Here is a 16028-nt window from a genome sequence, read left to right on the forward strand (position 1 = left end):
ATGACAAGCAACAACACAACACAAAGTACAAAAGATGTTTCATCTGAAGCTTTAGATTGGGCTTTAATTCAAAAGGATATGAAAAATAAACTAGGTAGCGATATATATGAAAGCTGGCTTAGAAAGATAGACTTTGTTGAAGAGATGAATAGCTATGTCTTACTTTCGGTTTCTACTAGATTTATTCGAGACTGGATTACTTCAAGATATTTAGACCAAATTTTGCAAATAGTAAAAACGTATAAGAAAGATTTAACAAGAATAGAGTTTAAGATTATTGAAAAAAATTCTGAAAATGAGATAGAAAATAATTTTACTAAAAATGAAAATAATGAAAACGTATCATTCATTAAAGATACATACTTACAATATAACAGAATAGACCCAAATAAAAGATTTGATAATTTTATAACAGGAACAAGTAATAAACTTGCCTATGAAGCATCCATGAAAGTTTCAGAAAATATTTCTCATTATAATCCACTTTATATTTATGGAGGAGTTGGAATGGGAAAAACACATTTATTAAATTCAATTGGTCTTTCATTAAAAGAAAAAAACAAAGTTATGTTTATTTCTGCTGAGAGATTTATGTATCAGTTTGTAAAATCAATCAAATCTAATGATATGGTGAAGTTTAAAGAGTATTTTAGAAATACTGACATATTATTGATAGACGATATTCAATTCATGAATGGTAAAGAAGCAATGCAAGAAGAGTTTTTTCATACGTTTAATGCACTATTAGATAAAGGCTCACAAGTTATAATCTCTGCCGATAGAGCTCCGAACAAATTATCAAGAATCCAAGATAGAATTAAATCAAGATTTGCTGGAGGTCTTGTTGTGGATATACAAAAACCTGACTATGAACTTAGAAGTAAAATTGTTAAACAAAAAACAGAGGAACTAAACATTTTTTACTCAAATCAAGTAAATATTTCAGAAGAAATACAAAAGTTTATAAGCACAGAAATAACCACAAGTATTAGAGAGTTAGTAGGAGCAATTAATAGAGTTGTTTCTTTTTCAAGAATTTACAACAAAGTTCCAAATTTATCAGAGGTTAAAGTAGTTTTAAAAGATCTATTAAATATTGGAGAAAACAAAGTAACAATAGATTTAATACAATCAACCGTATGTAAGTTCTTCAAAATTAGTAAAAGTGAGATGCTTTCTTCAAGAAGATCTAGATATCTTGTAAGACCAAGACAAACAGCAATATATTTAACAAAAATTTTGACATCTAAGTCATTACCTGAAATTGGAAGAGAATTTTCTAATAGAGATCATACAACAATCATTCATTCAGTTAAAACCATTGAAAAATTGAAGGAAAAAGATCCAGAAATGACAAACAATATTAATAATCTAAAAAATCAGATATTGTATAATAAAGAAAATGAAATTTAACGTTAATCAACAAGATCTGCAACAAGCACTTAATTATTGCCAAGGCGTAATTGAAAAAAGAAGCACACTCCCTATTTTGTCAAATGTTTTATTAAATGCGAGTAATTCTAACCTAACAATTACAGCAACAGATTTAGATTTAATATTTATTCATCAAATTAACAATGTAGAAGTTATAGAAGAAGGAAACACAACTACCACGTCATCTATTATGTATGACATCATAAGAAAATTTTCGTCAGGAAAAAAAATTAATTTATCTTTAACAGACGTTAGCAAACTTCAAGTTGAGTCTGAAAAGTCTGTTTTTAATTTAAATTGTATTAGTGCATCTGAGTTTCCACTAACAGATGAAAACTTTAATCAAAATGAATTTTCTATAAAATCAAAACAATTATTGAAATTATTGAATAAATGTAAATTTTCAGTTTCAAATGATGAAACAAGACACTATTTAAGTGGAATTTTTTTTCATCAAACACAAACTGAAGATAAAAATTTTTTAACAGCAGCAGCTACAGACAGTCATAGAATGTCTATTTCAAAAATAAGATTAGACCAGCAAGTAGATTTTGAACCAATAATACTTCCTAAAAAAACAATTTTTCAACTATGCTCATTGTTAGAAAGTTATGATGGTGATGTTAAAATTTCAAATATTAAATCTAAAATAAAATTTGAATTAAATAATAGTATATTAATATCTAAGTTAATTGATGGAAAATTTCCAAATTATATTCAGGTAATACCTAAGAATAATCAAAAGAAGTTAGAAATAGATTTAAAATTATTTTTAGACTCTGTTGATCGAGTTGCTTCAGTTTCATTAGATAAAAAAGATGGAGTTAAATTTAGTTTGTCAAAAGACGTTTTAAACTTATCAGTTAACAACACAAATAGTGGTGATGGAAAAGAAAGTTTAACTGTAAAGTTTGATCATGATCTAGAAATAAGTTTTAATTCTAGATATTTAATTGATGTAGCAGCACAACTTGATGGAGATAAGATTGAAATTTTTTTCAATGATACTGGGTCTCCGGCATTAATTAAAGATCCAGGCGATTTTGACAGTATATTTGTTGTAATGCCTATGAAAGGCTAGCTTAAAGTATCAAGTTCAGTGTAAATAGTTTTTTCCAATTCTTTTGTAAAAATTTCCTTGCTTAGTCCAGGTTCAATAGGTTTTAAAATTGAAACAGTTAGAGTGGTATTAATTTTTTTCCAACCATGTTTTGGCCAGGTATTACCAGAATTGATTGCGATTGGTTGGCATGGAATATTTAATTCTTCATAAATTCTACCAGATCCTTTTTTAAAAGGAGTTCTATCTTCTGCAGAAAGTCTTGTTCCTTGTGGAAAAATTATTAAAGGTCTTTCAGATAATTTCACTTGTTTAGAAATATCATCGAAAAAACCTAAGTTTTCTTTAGAAATTTTATTTCTTTTAATTGAAATTGACCCTATTTTTTTTAAATACCAGCCAAATATAGGAATCATTAGCAATTCTTTTTTTAAAATAAAAACAGGAGAATTAAAGATAGTTTGTAAAAAAAAAGTTTCAAACATTGACTGGTGTGAAGCAGCTATAAAAAATTTTTTTCCTCTAATTATGTTTTCCCTACCTTTAATGATTATCTTTGTTGATAAAAATATTTTTAAACATAAAGAAGTCCAAAAGCCCATAATTTTTCCACCAAATAAAACTATTTTTTTTGGTAGTAAAATTGCTGGCAAGAAAATTATGGAAATTAAAACTATTCCTAAGAAAAAAAATAATGAAAATAAAAAATTTCTTATCATATTAATCAAAAACTAAATCAAATCTTTTAGTTTTTGTCTTTTTTTAATAATATTAATCTTTGATCCTTTAATTATTAATTCTGCTGGCTTTGGCCTTACATTGTAATTTGAGCTTAGTGACATTCCATAAGCTCCAACATCACACATTATCACAAGATCTTTTTCTTTTAATTTCTGAAAACCTTTTATAGTTGTAAATTTGTCTGTACTTTCACAAATTGGTCCTACAAATTCATAAGTTTTGTTTGAAATTCTATTATTTTTTACTACAGGTATAGTTTGGTGATTTGCACCATATAATGCAGGTCTCATAAGATCATTCATTGCAGCATCTAATATGATGAAATCTTTTTTAGTATTTTCTTTTATATAAATAACTTGAGAAATTAAAAATCCAATATTACCAACTATAGATCGACCAGGTTCAAATATTATTTTTGTTTTTTGGCCCTTTAAAAATTTTTGTATAGCAATGTTATATTTTTGATAGTTAAGTTTTTTACTATTTTTCTCATAAGAAATACCCATGCCCCCACCTAGATCAATAAATTCAAAGATATGACCACTTTTTTTTATTATTTTATTCACTACATTGAGCATTTTTTCATATGGTTTGTGATCTAAAATTTGACTACCAATATGAACACTTAAGCACTTAAGGTTAATATTTTTAGAATGATTTGTAAAATTTACTAATTCAAAAAAAGTTTTTTTATCTACACCAAATTTATTTTCTTTTTTTCCAGTTGAAATTTGTTTTAATGTCTTAGCATCTGTATTGGGATTAAGTCTAATACCTATATTAACTATTTTTTTTTTTGATTTTGCAATTTTTTCAATTTCAATAATTTCACTTTTAGACTCAGCATTTATTAATAAAATTTTTTTATCAATTGCATAACTTATTTCTTTTGAAGTTTTACCCACGCCCGAAAAAACAATTTTTTTTGGGTTTATACCTGCTTTTAGAGCCATCATTAACTCACCCATTGAAACAACATCAGCACCTAGCCCTAATTTTCTAATTTCTCTTATCAGATTTACATTAGTATTGGATTTGACAGCAAAACAAATCAATGGAGAAAAAGAGCTAAAATTTTTTTTAAAATTTTTTATGTTTTCTGTTAGCCGTTTGTGTGAATAACAATAAGTTGGTGTACCAAACTTTTTTGCTATTTTTTGAACATTAACTTTTTCAATTGTTAAGTTTTTATTTATATATTTCATCAATCTACTGACTTTGGAAAAACCATTTCATTCCCCTCATATTGAGGGTCTCTTTTTTTTCCACATGAAAACAAGAAAGAACAAATTATACAAATTAAAATTAGTTTTTTTATCATTTTACGTTTTTTTATATTTCATTATCATTTTTTTGATATTATCAAAAGACGTTCCACCATAAGATTTTTTAGAGTTAACAGAGTTTATTACATTAAATATCTTTAAAACTTCAATTGTAAGCCTTGGTTCAATTTTCTTTAGTTCGTCAATATTTAATTCATTCAATTTTTTCTTTTTTTTCTCTGCATAATTCACAATAGAAGCTGTAGTTTGATACGCTTTTCTAAATGGCATTGAATGATTTTTAACAAGATAGTCAGCTAAGTCAGTAGCTGTAATATAGCCTGAGTTAGCAAGGTCTAACATTTGTTGTTTATTAGGTTTTAGATTTTTTAAAACCTCATTAAGAATAGCAATACTATTATTAAGGATTTCATTAGATTTGAAGAGTATTTCTTTGTCATCTTGAAGATCTTTAAAATAAGATATGGGAAGCCCTTTAAGAATTGTCAACATTGAAAACAAATTTCCATAAACCGTTCCAGTTTTCCCTCTTAAGTATTCTAACAAATCAGGATTCTTCTTTTGAGGCATTATTGAAGAACCAGTTACCACTTTGTCTGAAAGTGTGATTAAATTGAATCCATCAGAGTTCCAAATAATTAGTTCTTCAGCTATTCTTGAAATATGCATTGAACAAACAGAAGCACTGTATAAAAAATCCAAAACAAAATCTCTATCTGCAACAGTATCAATTGAGTTATTAGTTGGTCTTTTAAATCCTAGTTTTTTTGAAGTAAAATTTCTGTCAATATTAAAAGAAGTACCTGTTAAAGCGGCAACACCCAAAGGATTTTCTGATAAACTTTCTAAATTATAGGTAAATCTTTTTTTGTCCCTATTAAACATTTCTACATAAGACATTAAATAATGCGCAAAAGATACAGCTTGTGCATTTTTTAAATGAGTAAACCCAGGCATTATGGTTTCAATATTTTTTTCTGAAATTTTGAGAATGGTTTTAATAATATTGTCTAAATTCTTATTAATTTCTTTAGTTGCTGAAGTCGTCCACATTTTAAAATCAGTAATTACCTGATCATTTCTAGATCTAGCCGTGTGAACATATCCAGCCTCTTCTCCTATAATTTGAAATAATCTTTTTTCAATATTCATATGAATATCTTCATACTTTCTATTATATTCAAATTTATTTTTTAAAATTTCTTTCTCAATTTTATTAAGCCCGAAAATTATTTTATTCTTAATTTTAAAAGAAATAATTTTTTGTCTAAATAACATCTCAACATGTACGATTGATCCTAAAATATCTTCTTGAAAAAGCTTTTTATCAATATCTATTGAATTACCAACTTTTTGAAACAAGGTTGAGGCATCTTTTTTTATTCTCGATCCCCATATTGCCGTATTGTTTTTATTTTTTACCATGATAATTAATTATACATATTTAGTATGAAATTATTATTAATATTTATCTACCTAATAACTAGCAACATTAGTTATGCACTAGAAAAACCTAATATAAAAAATTTAGTTTTATCAAAAAATCCAAAAATATATGAGGAAGTAGTTTTTAAGGACTCAAACGATTACGATGTAAATTTAGATGATTTTAAAGGAAAATTGTTAATATTGAATTTTTGGGCTACTTGGTGTGCTCCATGCAGAGAGGAGATGCCATCTCTAGATGACTTACAGTTAAATAGTAATTTTGATAACTTAAAAATTTTTCCTATTAATATTGGTCAGGAAAATTTCTCTAAATCAGACTCTTTTTTTAAAGAACTAAATATTCAAAATCTAGAGATATATTTTGATGCGCCAATTACTTTGGCTAAAAAATTTTCTTTAAGGGGAGTTCCTACAACTATTTTATTTAATAAAAAAGGTGAAGAGTTTGGGCGTATTATGGGCTCTATTGATTTTAATAATTTGGATTTTATTAATTGGCTAAAACAATACGATTAATCTTTAAAGAAATAAGCAAAACTAACCAATGCTACTATAGCAATGAATTGCAGCAACACTCTTAGCTGCATCAGTTTATTCGAATATTTTTTGCTAGTTTCGCCACCTTTGAACAAAGTTCCAATTCCTAAGATCAAGACGACTGCTACAACTATTAAAAGCACAATACCTAAAATTTTAACTAATGTTCCTGTTATCATGAAACTATTGTAGAATAATTTTTAATAAAAAAAACATAATAAAAACATCTATGACACTTTGTCTATCAACTACAATTATTAAGCCAGAAAAAGATATACCAATTAAAAATGCTATTATTTTACTGCACGGCTATGGGGGTGATGGGAAAGACATAAGTATGTTGACCTTAAATTGGAAAAGATTTTTGCCTAATACTATTTTTTTATGTCCAGATGGTCATGAAGAATGTAAAATTAACCCAGCAGGTTTTCAATGGTTTGATTTAACTAAAGATGATCCAAGTTATATTCTAGAAGAATCTAAAAAAGCAGAAAATAAACTCCAAAAATATATTGAAGAAGTTAAAAGTGAATATAATCTTAATAATTCTCAAATTTGCTTATCAGGATTTAGTCAAGGATGCATGATGTCTATTAATTTAGGTTTAACTAGCAATCAAAATTATAATTGTATTGTTGGTTTTTCTGGTAAGATAATTAATCAAGATGATCTTAGTATGAGAAAATCTTCTACTACTAAAATGCTATTGATACATGGTGATCAAGACGCAGTTGTGTCACCAACATTTTTATTAGAGGCAAAAGATTTCCTAATTAGAAATAATATTGAAATTGAAACCAAAATGATAAAGAATTGTGAACATCATATTCCTATTGAGGCATCAAGCGCGGCTTTAAATTATATTAAAAATAACTTTCAAATATAATTAAATTCTATTTATTGATAAATTATTTTTTTTCAGTTAGAGTTTTTTATAATGATTTTTAACGATCAGAATTTGTCTTTAGAAAAATGTCCTGCGCTAGTGTTAAATGCAGATTATAGGCCTTTAAGTTATTATCCATTGTCTTTATGGAGCTGGCAAGATTCTATAAAATCTGTTTTTTTGGATAGAGTGGTTATAGTTAGTAATTATGACAGAGTTATTAGGAGCCCATCGTTTAATATGAGATTACCAAGTGTTATTGCATTAAAAAGTTTTATAAAACCACAGTCTAATCCTAGCTTCACAAGATTTAATGTTTTTTTAAGAGATAAATTTTCATGTCAATACTGTGGAAGTGGTGAAGATCTTACTTTTGATCATTTACTTCCAAGATCCAAAGGTGGACAAACCAACTGGGATAATGTTGTAACTGCTTGTTCTTCATGCAATGTAAAAAAAGGTGGAAGGTTATTAAAAAATTTGGATATGAGCTTAAATCAAAAGCCATATCAGCCATCTACAGAAGACCTACATAAAAATGGTAAAAATTTCCCACCAAATTTCCTACACAAGAGCTGGATGGATTATTTGTATTGGGATGTTGAGTTAGAAGCTTAATTAAATTTTCTCAGAAATATTAATAGCAATTTTTGATCCAGTTTTAATTAATTTATCCAGAATAGAATACATTCCTTTTTTAGTTGCACCTTCTTTATAGGCTATATCTTTATGATGCAGCTCATCTTCTCTAAATTTAATTATTTTTTCTTTTAATTTTTTCTCATCATTTTCTAATTCATTAATTTGATTTAGATAATGTTCGTCAATTACTTCTTCCACTGAGGCAGTGCATAGCATAGCAGCTTTTTTCCCCAGCATTGTTGAGCCAAAACCAAGTCCTACACCAAGCAAATCCCATAAAGGTAAAAACTTTGTAGGTTTTATATTTCTTTTTTTAATTTCATTTTCAAAATATTCACAGTGTTCTTTTTCGTGAATTTTCATTTCTTCAATTTTCTTTTTAAGGTTTTCATCTTTAACAAATGTATTTAGAGCTAGTAATTGGCCTTCATAAATTTTTATTGCGCCTCGTTCACCTGCGTGATCAACTCGAATAAATTCTTTTACTTTTTCTTTATTTGTTTTTTTCATAAGTTAAGAAAAGTTTTATAGTTATAGTTGTGATTATTAAAGAGATAAAAATATTTATTGTAGCAAGAGATAATCCTAAAATTTTAAACGTTGCATCTTTACAGCTAACTGTAACTTCTTTTAGCTGATTTAGAAGAGCTTCTTTAGTCAAATCTGCGTTATTAGAATTTAAGTCACAAACTAAAGACTCTTTTATAAAACCTTGCTCTATTCCAAAATGATAAAACGAAATAGTGAATGCTATAATAAATGTAATACTTAAAATTATTAAAAAAAATCTTTCAAACTTTTGAATAAAAATAAAAAGTAAAATTATAACTATTGAAACAATGTAAGGTATTCTTTCAATTAAACAAAGATTGCACGGTTGATGACCTAAAATATATTCAATAAAATAGGCTGTTAAAAGAGCAAAAATACTGAATAATAATATAAGATGAAGTGTAGTTTTTCGGTTAATCATGTACGTGTTATTTAATTGCAAAATATATTAGGGTAAAAATTAATACAATTATAATACCTAAAATTGTAAACCATTTTGCAGCATCAGTTTTCATAAACTTGCTAAAAATATCACCAAATTTATATGATAGGTATGAGACGATAAAAAATCTTAACCCTCTAGAAAATAGACAAATAATGAAAAATATAGGCAAATTAAAACCAATCATACCACTTGTTATTGTGAATACTTTAAAGGGCAAAGGTGTAAACCCAGCAAGAAATAATGTAGCAAGCCACACATAAAGACCACTTCCCTCAGATAAGCTATTTTTAAGATTAATTACCTTTTCTTCATAATTATAAAATTCTACTACAATCATTCCAAGATCAAAAAAATAAGATCCAATGAAATATCCAAGGATACCTCCAAGTGAAGAAAATAAAGTAGCTATTAAAAAAATTTTTAAGTAATCATTTTTTTTTGCAATAACCATTGGAGCAATCATAACGTCAGGTGGGATTGGAAAAAAAGAACTTTCAGTAAAAGATAAAATTGCAAGATAAGTATTTGACTTCTTGTGGGCAGCAAGTTTTAAAGTTTTTTGATATAATTCATTAAGCATTTTTTTGTTTTTAATATAAATTATGCTCTTATACTATTTAATTTTATAGTTATAATAAGGAAAACAAAGGGCGAGTGGCGGAACTGGTAGACGCGCACGACTCAAAATCGTGTTTCGCAAGAAGTGAGAGTTCGATTCTCTCTTCGCCCACCAATATTTTATGGAAATAAACAAAATTAATAATTTATTAGAACTATTTTATAAACAGTATCTTACACAAGATAAAACAAGTGTGTTTTTACAGTCCTTAAAAGAAGTTGAAAAAAAATATTCTTGGGAGGATGTATATTCAAATGTCATTAAACTTTCTGAGGAAATATCAAGATATATAAAAAAAGGTGATAGATGCTTGTTAATATCAGAAAATAGACCAGAGTGGATGATATCAGATTTATCTATTATGCTTTCGGAGGGCATAACAGTTCCGGCTTATACAACTTATGTAGAAAGAGACTATGAGTATATAATTGATGATTGCACTCCGACTGTTTTAATCATTTCTAATAAGACACAGTATTTAAAAGTAAAAAATATTATACCTAAAAAAAAATTTATAAAAAAAATTATTTTTTTTGATGTAATTGAAGAATTTGACCAAGAACTTCATGTAAGTATTAATCAAATTTTTGCTAATAAAAACTTTAATTCCTTAAATTTTTCTGAATTAAAAATTCAAAGAAAAGATATTGCTTGTATAATTTATACATCTGGTACCCAGGGAAATCCAAAAGGAGTTGTATTAAGCCATGGTGGAATTTTAAACAATTGTGAGGGAGCCCTTGGTTTATTAAAAGAGTTTGTCTCAAAAAAACCTAAATTTTTGACATGGCTACCCCTTTCTCATTCATATGAACATACAGTCCAATTTGTTCAAATAGTCGTGGGAGCACAGGTATTCTATGCTGAGAGTATAGAAAAACTTATAAAAAATATGGAAAATTGTTCACCTGAGATAATGACAGCAGTTCCTAGATTTTATCAAAATTTACATCAAAAAATAAATACTAATTTTAGTAAAGCTACAGGAATAAAAAAATTCTTAATCAATCAAACCATCAAACTTGGAAATAAGAAATTAAATAGAGTGCAATTTTCATTAATAGAAAGTTTAATAAATTTTGTTTGTGATCTTTTAGTACGAAAGAAAATCAAAGAACAATTTGGTGGAAATCTAAAGGCATTTATTTCAGGAGGAGGAGCGTTAGACAAAGAAGTGGGTTGCTTTTTAAATGCAATTGGTCTCCCAACGTTACAAGGGTACGGATTAACCGAAACATCTCCTGTAGTAAGCTGTAATTCTATTAATGAAATTAGGGTAGAAACTGTGGGCAAACCATTTAGGGGAAATTTAGTTAAAATTGCAAATGATGGTGAGATTCTGGTTAAAGGAGAAAATGTGATGTTGGGTTACTGGAATAATGAACAAGAAACAAATAAAGTTTTAAAGAATGGATGGTTATCTACAGGTGACATTGGAGAGTTTGATGGCGAGTTTTTAAAAATAACAGATAGAAAAAAAGATATAATTATAACTCCAGGTGGAGATAATATTTCTCCAATCAAAATAGAGAGTGATTTAAATAAATCTAATTACATAGAGCAAAGTTTAGTTTATGGTGACAACAAACCTTATCTAGTTTGTTTAATTGTTTTAAGCTCAGAATATAAAAATATAAAGAATGAAGAAATTAAAATAGAAATAGAAAAAATAAATAAAAATTTAAGTAAAATAGAAAAAATAAAAAAGTTTTTTGTAATTAAAAATCAATTTACAATTGAAAACAATATGATGACCCCTACTTTAAAATTAAAAAGATATAAAATTATAAAAACTTATCAAAATGAGTTAGAAAAACTTTTTAATTAATTTTTATAAAAGACATTATAAGTCGCATAAACGTTAATGTTTTTTACATAACAAAAATTTTAAATAAAAATTTTTTTTAAAAAATAAATTTATAATTTGCCAATTAATTAATGAATTGACATCACTTGTATAAAAAAATAAAAATAAGTTAACAACGAATCACTTTGATTCGTTTAACTTAAACAGGGAGCTAAAGATGGCTACAAAGAAAAAAGCTAAAAAAGCTAAAAAGAAGACTAAGAAAAAAGCTAAAAAAGCTAAAAAAGCGAAGAAAAGAAAAAGATAGTATCTTAGACTTTTCAAAAAACGCTTCTCATAACGTTATGTGTGAGAGGCGTTTTTTTTTGCCCTAATTTTTAATCCTCAGTATCGGTAATTGGCTCTGAGTCTGTGTCAGATTCTGTGATAGGTTCTTTAATCTTAGTTGGTGCAGCCACAGCTTTTGCTTGGCCCTCCAAATTTCTCTTTAAAGCCTTATCTAATTTTTTCTGGGTATCTTCTAATGATACACCCATCACTATTTGAAATTCAGATAAAATTCTTTCATAAGCTTTTTCAAACAACTGTCTTTCACTGTATGATTGATCAACCATTAAGTCGTCACCTTTATTTAAATCTCTAACAACTTCTGCAAGCTCATAGATTTTGCCTGAAGAAATTTTTGCTTCATATTCCTGTGCTCTTCTACTCCACATAGATCTTTTAATTTTTGGCTTGCTTTTTAAAATAGATATACATTTATTGACCTGATTTATTGTTGCAAGAGGTCTAAGATGAGATTGCTTATTTACAGGAACCATACCATTGGCTTTGTCTTTTTCAAATTTAAGAACATAAGTTTCAACATCAATTCCACCAATGTTAATTTTTTTAAACTCTGTAATTTGGCCAACGCCATGTTTTGGATAAACAACGTAATCTTTAACTTTATATTCTCTTTTTTCTGTTTCTTGTTTTTTTACCTTTTTAATTTCAGGCTTAACTTCATTACTTTTTGAAATTCTTAAATTATCAGTTTTAATTTCTACTTTTTCTGGAACAGCTTTTTTAGAGACTGTTTTTAAATTTTTTTTAATTTTAGTTGGAGTTGCTTTTATTGTTTTAGTTTTTTTTACTGGAATTTTTTTTTTTACAACTTTAGCTTTAGGAAGCGTAGGCTTTTTTGCTACCTTTGCTTTAGTTTTTTTTTTTACTTTTTTCTCAGGAGTTTTTTTAAAGATTTTCGCTAAAATATTTGTCGTACTTGTTTTCTTCATTTTTATATTTTTCATTATCCTCTGGAGGATCTTTTTTAATAGTTATATTTGGCCAAATTTCAGAATACTTTGTATTTAGTTCAAGCCATTTTTCGCTCCCAGACTCAGTATCTGCTACTATCGCATCTACTGGACATTCTGGCTCGCAAACGCCACAATCTATACACTCCTCCGGTTTAATTACAAGCATATTTTTGCCTTCATAAAAGCAATCAACAGGACAGACTTCAACGCAGTCCATTAGTTTACACTTAATACATTTATCATTTACAACGTATGTCATTTTCCCAATTCACTTTTTACTTTTAACTTCAAGTCTCCCATTGTCTTGGCATCCACATATAGTAAACCTGAGAGTCTTCTCATTAAGTTTGTTTCATAAATGTCAGCACTATCGTTTGAATAGATTATTTTCCATAATGACTCAATTATTTTAATTTTATCAGAATCTGGAACATTTTTTACTTCTCTTGTAAAATCTAATATTTGATTTGAGTTATCTTCAACAATTATTGCTTCAGACATAATTTTATCTATCTCAGAGACCGGTGCGCCTAAATCAATAAGCGTTTCTTTAATAATATCTTCTTCTTTTTTTTCATAAGCCTCATCTATTTTTGCTGCATGAATTAGCAAGGCAGCAATTTTAGAATAAGAGTTATCCTGAGGTTCATTTTTTTCTTTATTTTTAAAAAAGCTAATCATTAATTCAAATTTAAGTTTTTCAATACTTTAAATGGGCTGTTTGAAGTATCTATTTTTTTAAAAGTTTTTTTAATTTGTTTTTTTGGATTATATCTAAAATACATATCATTGTCTTTTTCTAAAGTTTTATAATTCATTTTTTCAATCAATTTCTTAAAGTTATCTTTACTACATCCTAATAAATTAAGCATCTCTGGTACTAGTTTAATTTCTTTATCCTTTTCGGGGCTAGCGTTAATAATTAGCATAAATAATCTCTCTAAGATGTCAATTCTAACAAAATAATTATCAAAATTTTCAAATCCACATAAAAGCATAAATTTTTTATTTCTTTTATTTTTGTCATCTAAAAAATTTAAACCAAACGTAGGTGGCGTCAACTCAAAATACTTTTGGTTAAAATTTTTCCATAATAAAGTTCTTAAAGAAACTGCTTCAGGTTTTAATAGTTTGAATAAAAAAATATGATAACGCCCAAACTTCACCCCTAAGTCTCTTAAAATTTTTCTTTCATCTTGCCCAAGTTTTTTTAAGTATTCGGTAACCATTTCTCTTTTAACTACACCATTGCTTTCATACAATTGATAAGCTAAAGCTTTAATGGATGAGTTACTTTCTTTTAAATTTCTTAGATCAATTAAACTTTTTAGTATTAAATTAATTTTTTCATTAACCCATTTTTCAATAAATTCTGATAATTTTTGTTTGTCATTATTTTCTAAAAGATCATCTACTATTAAAAGTATATCTGGATTTAAATAATCTTTTCCGGTTACTAATTTTGCAATAGGAAAATTTTTCCAATAGATTTTAAAATCATCTTTTAATTCAATTAGACCTGTTTCTATGATTAACTGAACTCTTTTTTGAAGCTCGGGCCCCACAGTCTGTCTTGCTGCCTTTTTCAATGATTTAATGTCAGTTTCTAAAGCCCCAACTTTTAAGTCCATTTCAAATTTTAGACCTTTTAAATCACCAATAAACTGCTCATCAATTATTACTTTGTCGTTTTCCATTATTTCAGTTTTAAAATCCATATCTTGGTTTAAGCCTCTTGCAAGTACGCTGGCTCGTTTATCAATAAATGTTTTTGTAAGTTCTTCATGTAGTCTATCTGATAATCTATCTTCTAATAGTTTTGTTTTCTCTATCCAATAATCTTGGTTTTCAACCCAATTAATTTTATTGGAAACATAAGACCAAGTTCTAACATTTGCAATTCTATTTGACAAAGAATCTACATTTCCTTCTAATTTATCTAATTTCATCAACTGTAATCTCATATAATCATTGGTAATTTTACCATAATTACTATTTAAAAAATTGAATACCTTGCCAACAACTTCAATATGATTTCCATATGTTTTTTTCACAAAGTCTGGAATTTGACAACACTCCCAAAGTAATTCAAGTGTTTCTCTGTTGTTTTCAATTTTGTTACCTTCCATATCTTTTAAAAAATATTTTAATACTTTTTCATCTCCGCACTCGTGTATTTTCCTTAACCAATCTTTATTGGGTTTTTCTTCAAGTGATTTAATTAAACTTAAAGCGTTATTAAAATTTAAATTAGAATTTCTCCAAAATAACATTCTAATTTCTTCAAATTTATGATTTTCAAGTAATTCTACTTCCTCAGCTGAAATATCTTTGCAGTCTCCAGTCACTCCAAAACTACCATCATTTAAATATCTGCCTGCTCTTCCAGCAATTTGCCCAATCTCAGACATATTAAGACGTCTTAATTTTTTACCATCAAATTTTTTAAGGTTTGAAAAATATACATTTTCTAAATCCATATTAATTCCCATACCAATTGCATCTGTAGCAACTAGGAAATCAACATCCCCTGATTGATATAATTCAACCTGCGCATTTCTGGTTTTTGGACTTAGAGAGCCCATAACAATAGCTGCTCCACCTTTTTGTCTACGTACAAGTTCAGCAATTGCATAAACTTCTTCAGTTGAAAAAGCTATTATTGCAGTTTTTCTATTTATTCTTGATATTTTTTTATGCCCTACATAAGTAAGTTTTGAAAGTCTTTCTCTATTTATAAACTCAGTGTCTTCATTCAATTTATTAACTATATTTTTAATAGTGCTAGATCCCATAAACATCGTTAGTTTTTCGCCACGAAGATTTAACAATCTATCAGTAAAAATATGACCTCTCTCATGATCTGCACACATTTGTATTTCATCAATACCCACAAAATCTAAATGCTTATTGATTGGCATCGATTCTACTGTGCAAAGAAAATATTTTGCATTAGGAGGAATTATTTTTTCTTCACCCGTGATTAATGCAACTTTATCAGAGCTTATTTTTTTTATAATTTTGTCATATACCTCTCTTGCAAGTAAACGTAATGGAAATCCAATCATTCCCGAATCAAAAGAAAGCATTGTTTCTATTGCAAGATAGGTTTTGCCGGTATTTGTTGGACCAAGAACAGCTGTAATTTTATTTTTAGACATTTCTATTGATGGTACCTTAAATTTTTACTCCACCATATATTGTTGTCCATAAAGAACAAAAATAGGTTAAAACATGACCGAATCATTAGAGAAAAGTTCTCATTTTAA

17 protein-coding genes and 1 tRNA gene are annotated in these 16028 nt (G+C 27.3%); 7 read left to right on the top strand and 11 right to left on the bottom strand.

Going from position 1 to position 16028, the window contains the following annotated elements; translation table 11 throughout:
• A complete protein-coding gene (gene dnaA, locus AC5SLY_RS00005; protein WP_020169003.1) occupies window positions 1-1413 on the top strand; it encodes a chromosomal replication initiator protein DnaA in 1413 nt (470 codons plus the stop codon).
• Complete coding sequence (gene dnaN, locus AC5SLY_RS00010) at window positions 1403-2515, top strand: DNA polymerase III subunit beta (protein WP_020169004.1); 1113 nt, start codon at window positions 1403-1405, stop codon at window positions 2513-2515. The genes dnaA and dnaN overlap by 11 nt, the downstream gene beginning before the upstream one ends.
• Here the strand turns inward: dnaN and AC5SLY_RS00015 are convergent.
• The 3 genes from AC5SLY_RS00015 to argH all read right to left on the bottom strand — a co-directional run bounded on the left by AC5SLY_RS00015 (window position 2512) and on the right by argH (window position 5946).
• Window positions 2512-3213, bottom strand: coding sequence for a lysophospholipid acyltransferase family protein (locus tag AC5SLY_RS00015; RefSeq protein ID WP_011281690.1), 702 nt, complete (start codon window positions 3211-3213; stop codon window positions 2512-2514). The genes dnaN and AC5SLY_RS00015 overlap by 4 nt on opposite strands.
• 12 nt (window positions 3214-3225) lie before the next feature.
• Complete coding sequence (lysA, locus tag AC5SLY_RS00020; protein ID WP_494598825.1) at window positions 3226-4440, bottom strand: diaminopimelate decarboxylase; 1215 nt, start codon at window positions 4438-4440, stop codon at window positions 3226-3228.
• A gap of 117 nt (window positions 4441-4557) precedes the next feature.
• Window positions 4558-5946: an argininosuccinate lyase gene (gene argH, locus AC5SLY_RS00025; protein WP_494598826.1), complete on the bottom strand. Its 1389-nt coding sequence runs from the start codon at window positions 5944-5946 to the stop codon at window positions 4558-4560.
• Window positions 5947-5970: 24 nt separating this feature from the next.
• On the opposite strand from argH, the gene AC5SLY_RS00030 reads away from it, so the two are divergent.
• Window positions 5971-6486: a TlpA disulfide reductase family protein gene (locus tag AC5SLY_RS00030; RefSeq protein ID WP_271625609.1), complete on the top strand. Its 516-nt coding sequence runs from the start codon at window positions 5971-5973 to the stop codon at window positions 6484-6486.
• Here the strand turns inward: AC5SLY_RS00030 and AC5SLY_RS00035 are convergent.
• Complete coding sequence (locus tag AC5SLY_RS00035; RefSeq protein ID WP_018413748.1) at window positions 6483-6686, bottom strand: twin transmembrane helix small protein; 204 nt, start codon at window positions 6684-6686, stop codon at window positions 6483-6485. The genes AC5SLY_RS00030 and AC5SLY_RS00035 overlap by 4 nt on opposite strands.
• Window positions 6687-6736: 50 nt before the next feature.
• Between AC5SLY_RS00035 and AC5SLY_RS00040 the strand changes: the two genes are divergently transcribed.
• Together AC5SLY_RS00040 and AC5SLY_RS00045 are read left to right on the top strand one after the other, a co-directional pair.
• A complete protein-coding gene (locus AC5SLY_RS00040; protein WP_494598827.1) occupies window positions 6737-7393 on the top strand; it encodes an alpha/beta hydrolase in 657 nt (218 codons plus the stop codon).
• A gap of 51 nt (window positions 7394-7444) precedes the next feature.
• Window positions 7445-8011 (top strand): HNH endonuclease, encoded by a 567-nt coding sequence (locus AC5SLY_RS00045; protein ID WP_006997489.1) that lies wholly within the window; start codon window positions 7445-7447, stop codon window positions 8009-8011.
• Here the strand turns inward: AC5SLY_RS00045 and AC5SLY_RS00050 are convergent, their stop codons facing one another.
• The 3 genes from AC5SLY_RS00050 to AC5SLY_RS00060 are packed head-to-tail and all read right to left on the bottom strand — an operon-like array spanning window position 8012 to window position 9612.
• Window positions 8012-8545 (bottom strand): demethoxyubiquinone hydroxylase family protein, encoded by a 534-nt coding sequence (locus tag AC5SLY_RS00050; protein ID WP_006997488.1) that lies wholly within the window; start codon window positions 8543-8545, stop codon window positions 8012-8014.
• Entirely contained in the window at window positions 8529-9008 is a 480-nt protein-coding gene (locus AC5SLY_RS00055) for a disulfide bond formation protein B (RefSeq protein WP_271480409.1), read from the bottom strand. Before AC5SLY_RS00055 ends, AC5SLY_RS00050 begins: the two co-directional genes overlap by 17 nt.
• A 7-nt stretch (window positions 9009-9015) precedes the next feature.
• On the bottom strand, window positions 9016-9612 hold the full coding sequence (locus tag AC5SLY_RS00060; protein ID WP_006997486.1) for a YqaA family protein: 597 nt from the start codon (window positions 9610-9612) through the stop codon (window positions 9016-9018).
• Between the two features lie 68 nt (window positions 9613-9680).
• Between AC5SLY_RS00060 and AC5SLY_RS00065 the strand changes: the two genes are divergently transcribed.
• Both AC5SLY_RS00065 and AC5SLY_RS00070 read left to right on the top strand, forming a co-directional pair.
• Window positions 9681-9765, top strand: a tRNA-Leu gene (locus AC5SLY_RS00065).
• Between the two features lie 7 nt (window positions 9766-9772).
• On the top strand, window positions 9773-11479 hold the full coding sequence (locus AC5SLY_RS00070) for an AMP-dependent synthetase/ligase (protein WP_494598828.1): 1707 nt from the start codon (window positions 9773-9775) through the stop codon (window positions 11477-11479).
• A gap of 356 nt (window positions 11480-11835) precedes the next feature.
• On the opposite strand, the gene AC5SLY_RS00075 is transcribed toward AC5SLY_RS00070, so the two are convergent.
• The 4 genes from AC5SLY_RS00075 to AC5SLY_RS00090 are packed head-to-tail and all read right to left on the bottom strand — an operon-like array spanning window position 11836 to window position 15920.
• Complete coding sequence (locus tag AC5SLY_RS00075) at window positions 11836-12750, bottom strand: CarD family transcriptional regulator (protein WP_006997483.1); 915 nt, start codon at window positions 12748-12750, stop codon at window positions 11836-11838.
• The gene (fdxA, locus tag AC5SLY_RS00080; protein ID WP_006997482.1) at window positions 12692-13018 is read right to left on the bottom strand and encodes a ferredoxin FdxA; all 327 of its coding nucleotides are present in this window, start codon (window positions 13016-13018) and stop codon (window positions 12692-12694) included. Before fdxA ends, AC5SLY_RS00075 begins: the two co-directional genes overlap by 59 nt.
• On the bottom strand, window positions 13015-13440 hold the full coding sequence (locus AC5SLY_RS00085) for a tellurite resistance TerB family protein (RefSeq protein WP_006997481.1): 426 nt from the start codon (window positions 13438-13440) through the stop codon (window positions 13015-13017). The genes fdxA and AC5SLY_RS00085 overlap by 4 nt, the downstream gene beginning before the upstream one ends.
• Window positions 13440-15920: a helicase-related protein gene (locus AC5SLY_RS00090; protein ID WP_018413755.1), complete on the bottom strand. Its 2481-nt coding sequence runs from the start codon at window positions 15918-15920 to the stop codon at window positions 13440-13442. Before AC5SLY_RS00090 ends, AC5SLY_RS00085 begins: the two co-directional genes overlap by 1 nt.
• Window positions 15921-16028 lie beyond the last annotated feature (108 nt).

It is taken from the genome of Candidatus Pelagibacter sp. PS_23, assembly GCF_059417905.1.

Excerpts from the sequence above, each read along its gene's own strand:
- AC5SLY_RS00060 (WP_006997486.1), bottom strand. The coding sequence starts at position 9,612 with ATGCTTAATGAATTATATCAAAAAACTTTAAAACTTGCTGCCCACAAG.
- AC5SLY_RS00035 (WP_018413748.1), bottom strand. The coding sequence starts at position 6,686 with ATGATAACAGGAACATTAGTTAAAATTTTAGGTATTGTGCTTTTAATA.
- lysA (WP_494598825.1), bottom strand. The coding sequence starts at position 4,440 with ATGAAATATATAAATAAAAACTTAACAATTGAAAAAGTTAATGTTCAA.
- argH (WP_494598826.1), bottom strand. The coding sequence starts at position 5,946 with ATGGTAAAAAATAAAAACAATACGGCAATATGGGGATCGAGAATAAAA.
- AC5SLY_RS00030 (WP_271625609.1), top strand. The coding sequence starts at position 5,971 with ATGAAATTATTATTAATATTTATCTACCTAATAACTAGCAACATTAGT.
- AC5SLY_RS00015 (WP_011281690.1), bottom strand. The coding sequence starts at position 3,213 with ATGATAAGAAATTTTTTATTTTCATTATTTTTTTTCTTAGGAATAGTT.
- dnaA (WP_020169003.1), top strand. The coding sequence starts at position 1 with ATGACAAGCAACAACACAACACAAAGTACAAAAGATGTTTCATCTGAA.
- AC5SLY_RS00070 (WP_494598828.1), top strand. The coding sequence starts at position 9,773 with ATGGAAATAAACAAAATTAATAATTTATTAGAACTATTTTATAAACAG.
- AC5SLY_RS00075 (WP_006997483.1), bottom strand. The coding sequence starts at position 12,750 with ATGAAAAATATAAAAATGAAGAAAACAAGTACGACAAATATTTTAGCG.
- AC5SLY_RS00045 (WP_006997489.1), top strand. The coding sequence starts at position 7,445 with ATGATTTTTAACGATCAGAATTTGTCTTTAGAAAAATGTCCTGCGCTA.
- fdxA (WP_006997482.1), bottom strand. The coding sequence starts at position 13,018 with ATGACATACGTTGTAAATGATAAATGTATTAAGTGTAAACTAATGGAC.
- AC5SLY_RS00085 (WP_006997481.1), bottom strand. The coding sequence starts at position 13,440 with ATGATTAGCTTTTTTAAAAATAAAGAAAAAAATGAACCTCAGGATAAC.
- AC5SLY_RS00040 (WP_494598827.1), top strand. The coding sequence starts at position 6,737 with ATGACACTTTGTCTATCAACTACAATTATTAAGCCAGAAAAAGATATA.
- AC5SLY_RS00050 (WP_006997488.1), bottom strand. The coding sequence starts at position 8,545 with ATGAAAAAAACAAATAAAGAAAAAGTAAAAGAATTTATTCGAGTTGAT.
- AC5SLY_RS00090 (WP_018413755.1), bottom strand. The coding sequence starts at position 15,920 with ATGTCTAAAAATAAAATTACAGCTGTTCTTGGTCCAACAAATACCGGC.
- AC5SLY_RS00055 (WP_271480409.1), bottom strand. The coding sequence starts at position 9,008 with ATGATTAACCGAAAAACTACACTTCATCTTATATTATTATTCAGTATT.
- dnaN (WP_020169004.1), top strand. The coding sequence starts at position 1,403 with ATGAAATTTAACGTTAATCAACAAGATCTGCAACAAGCACTTAATTAT.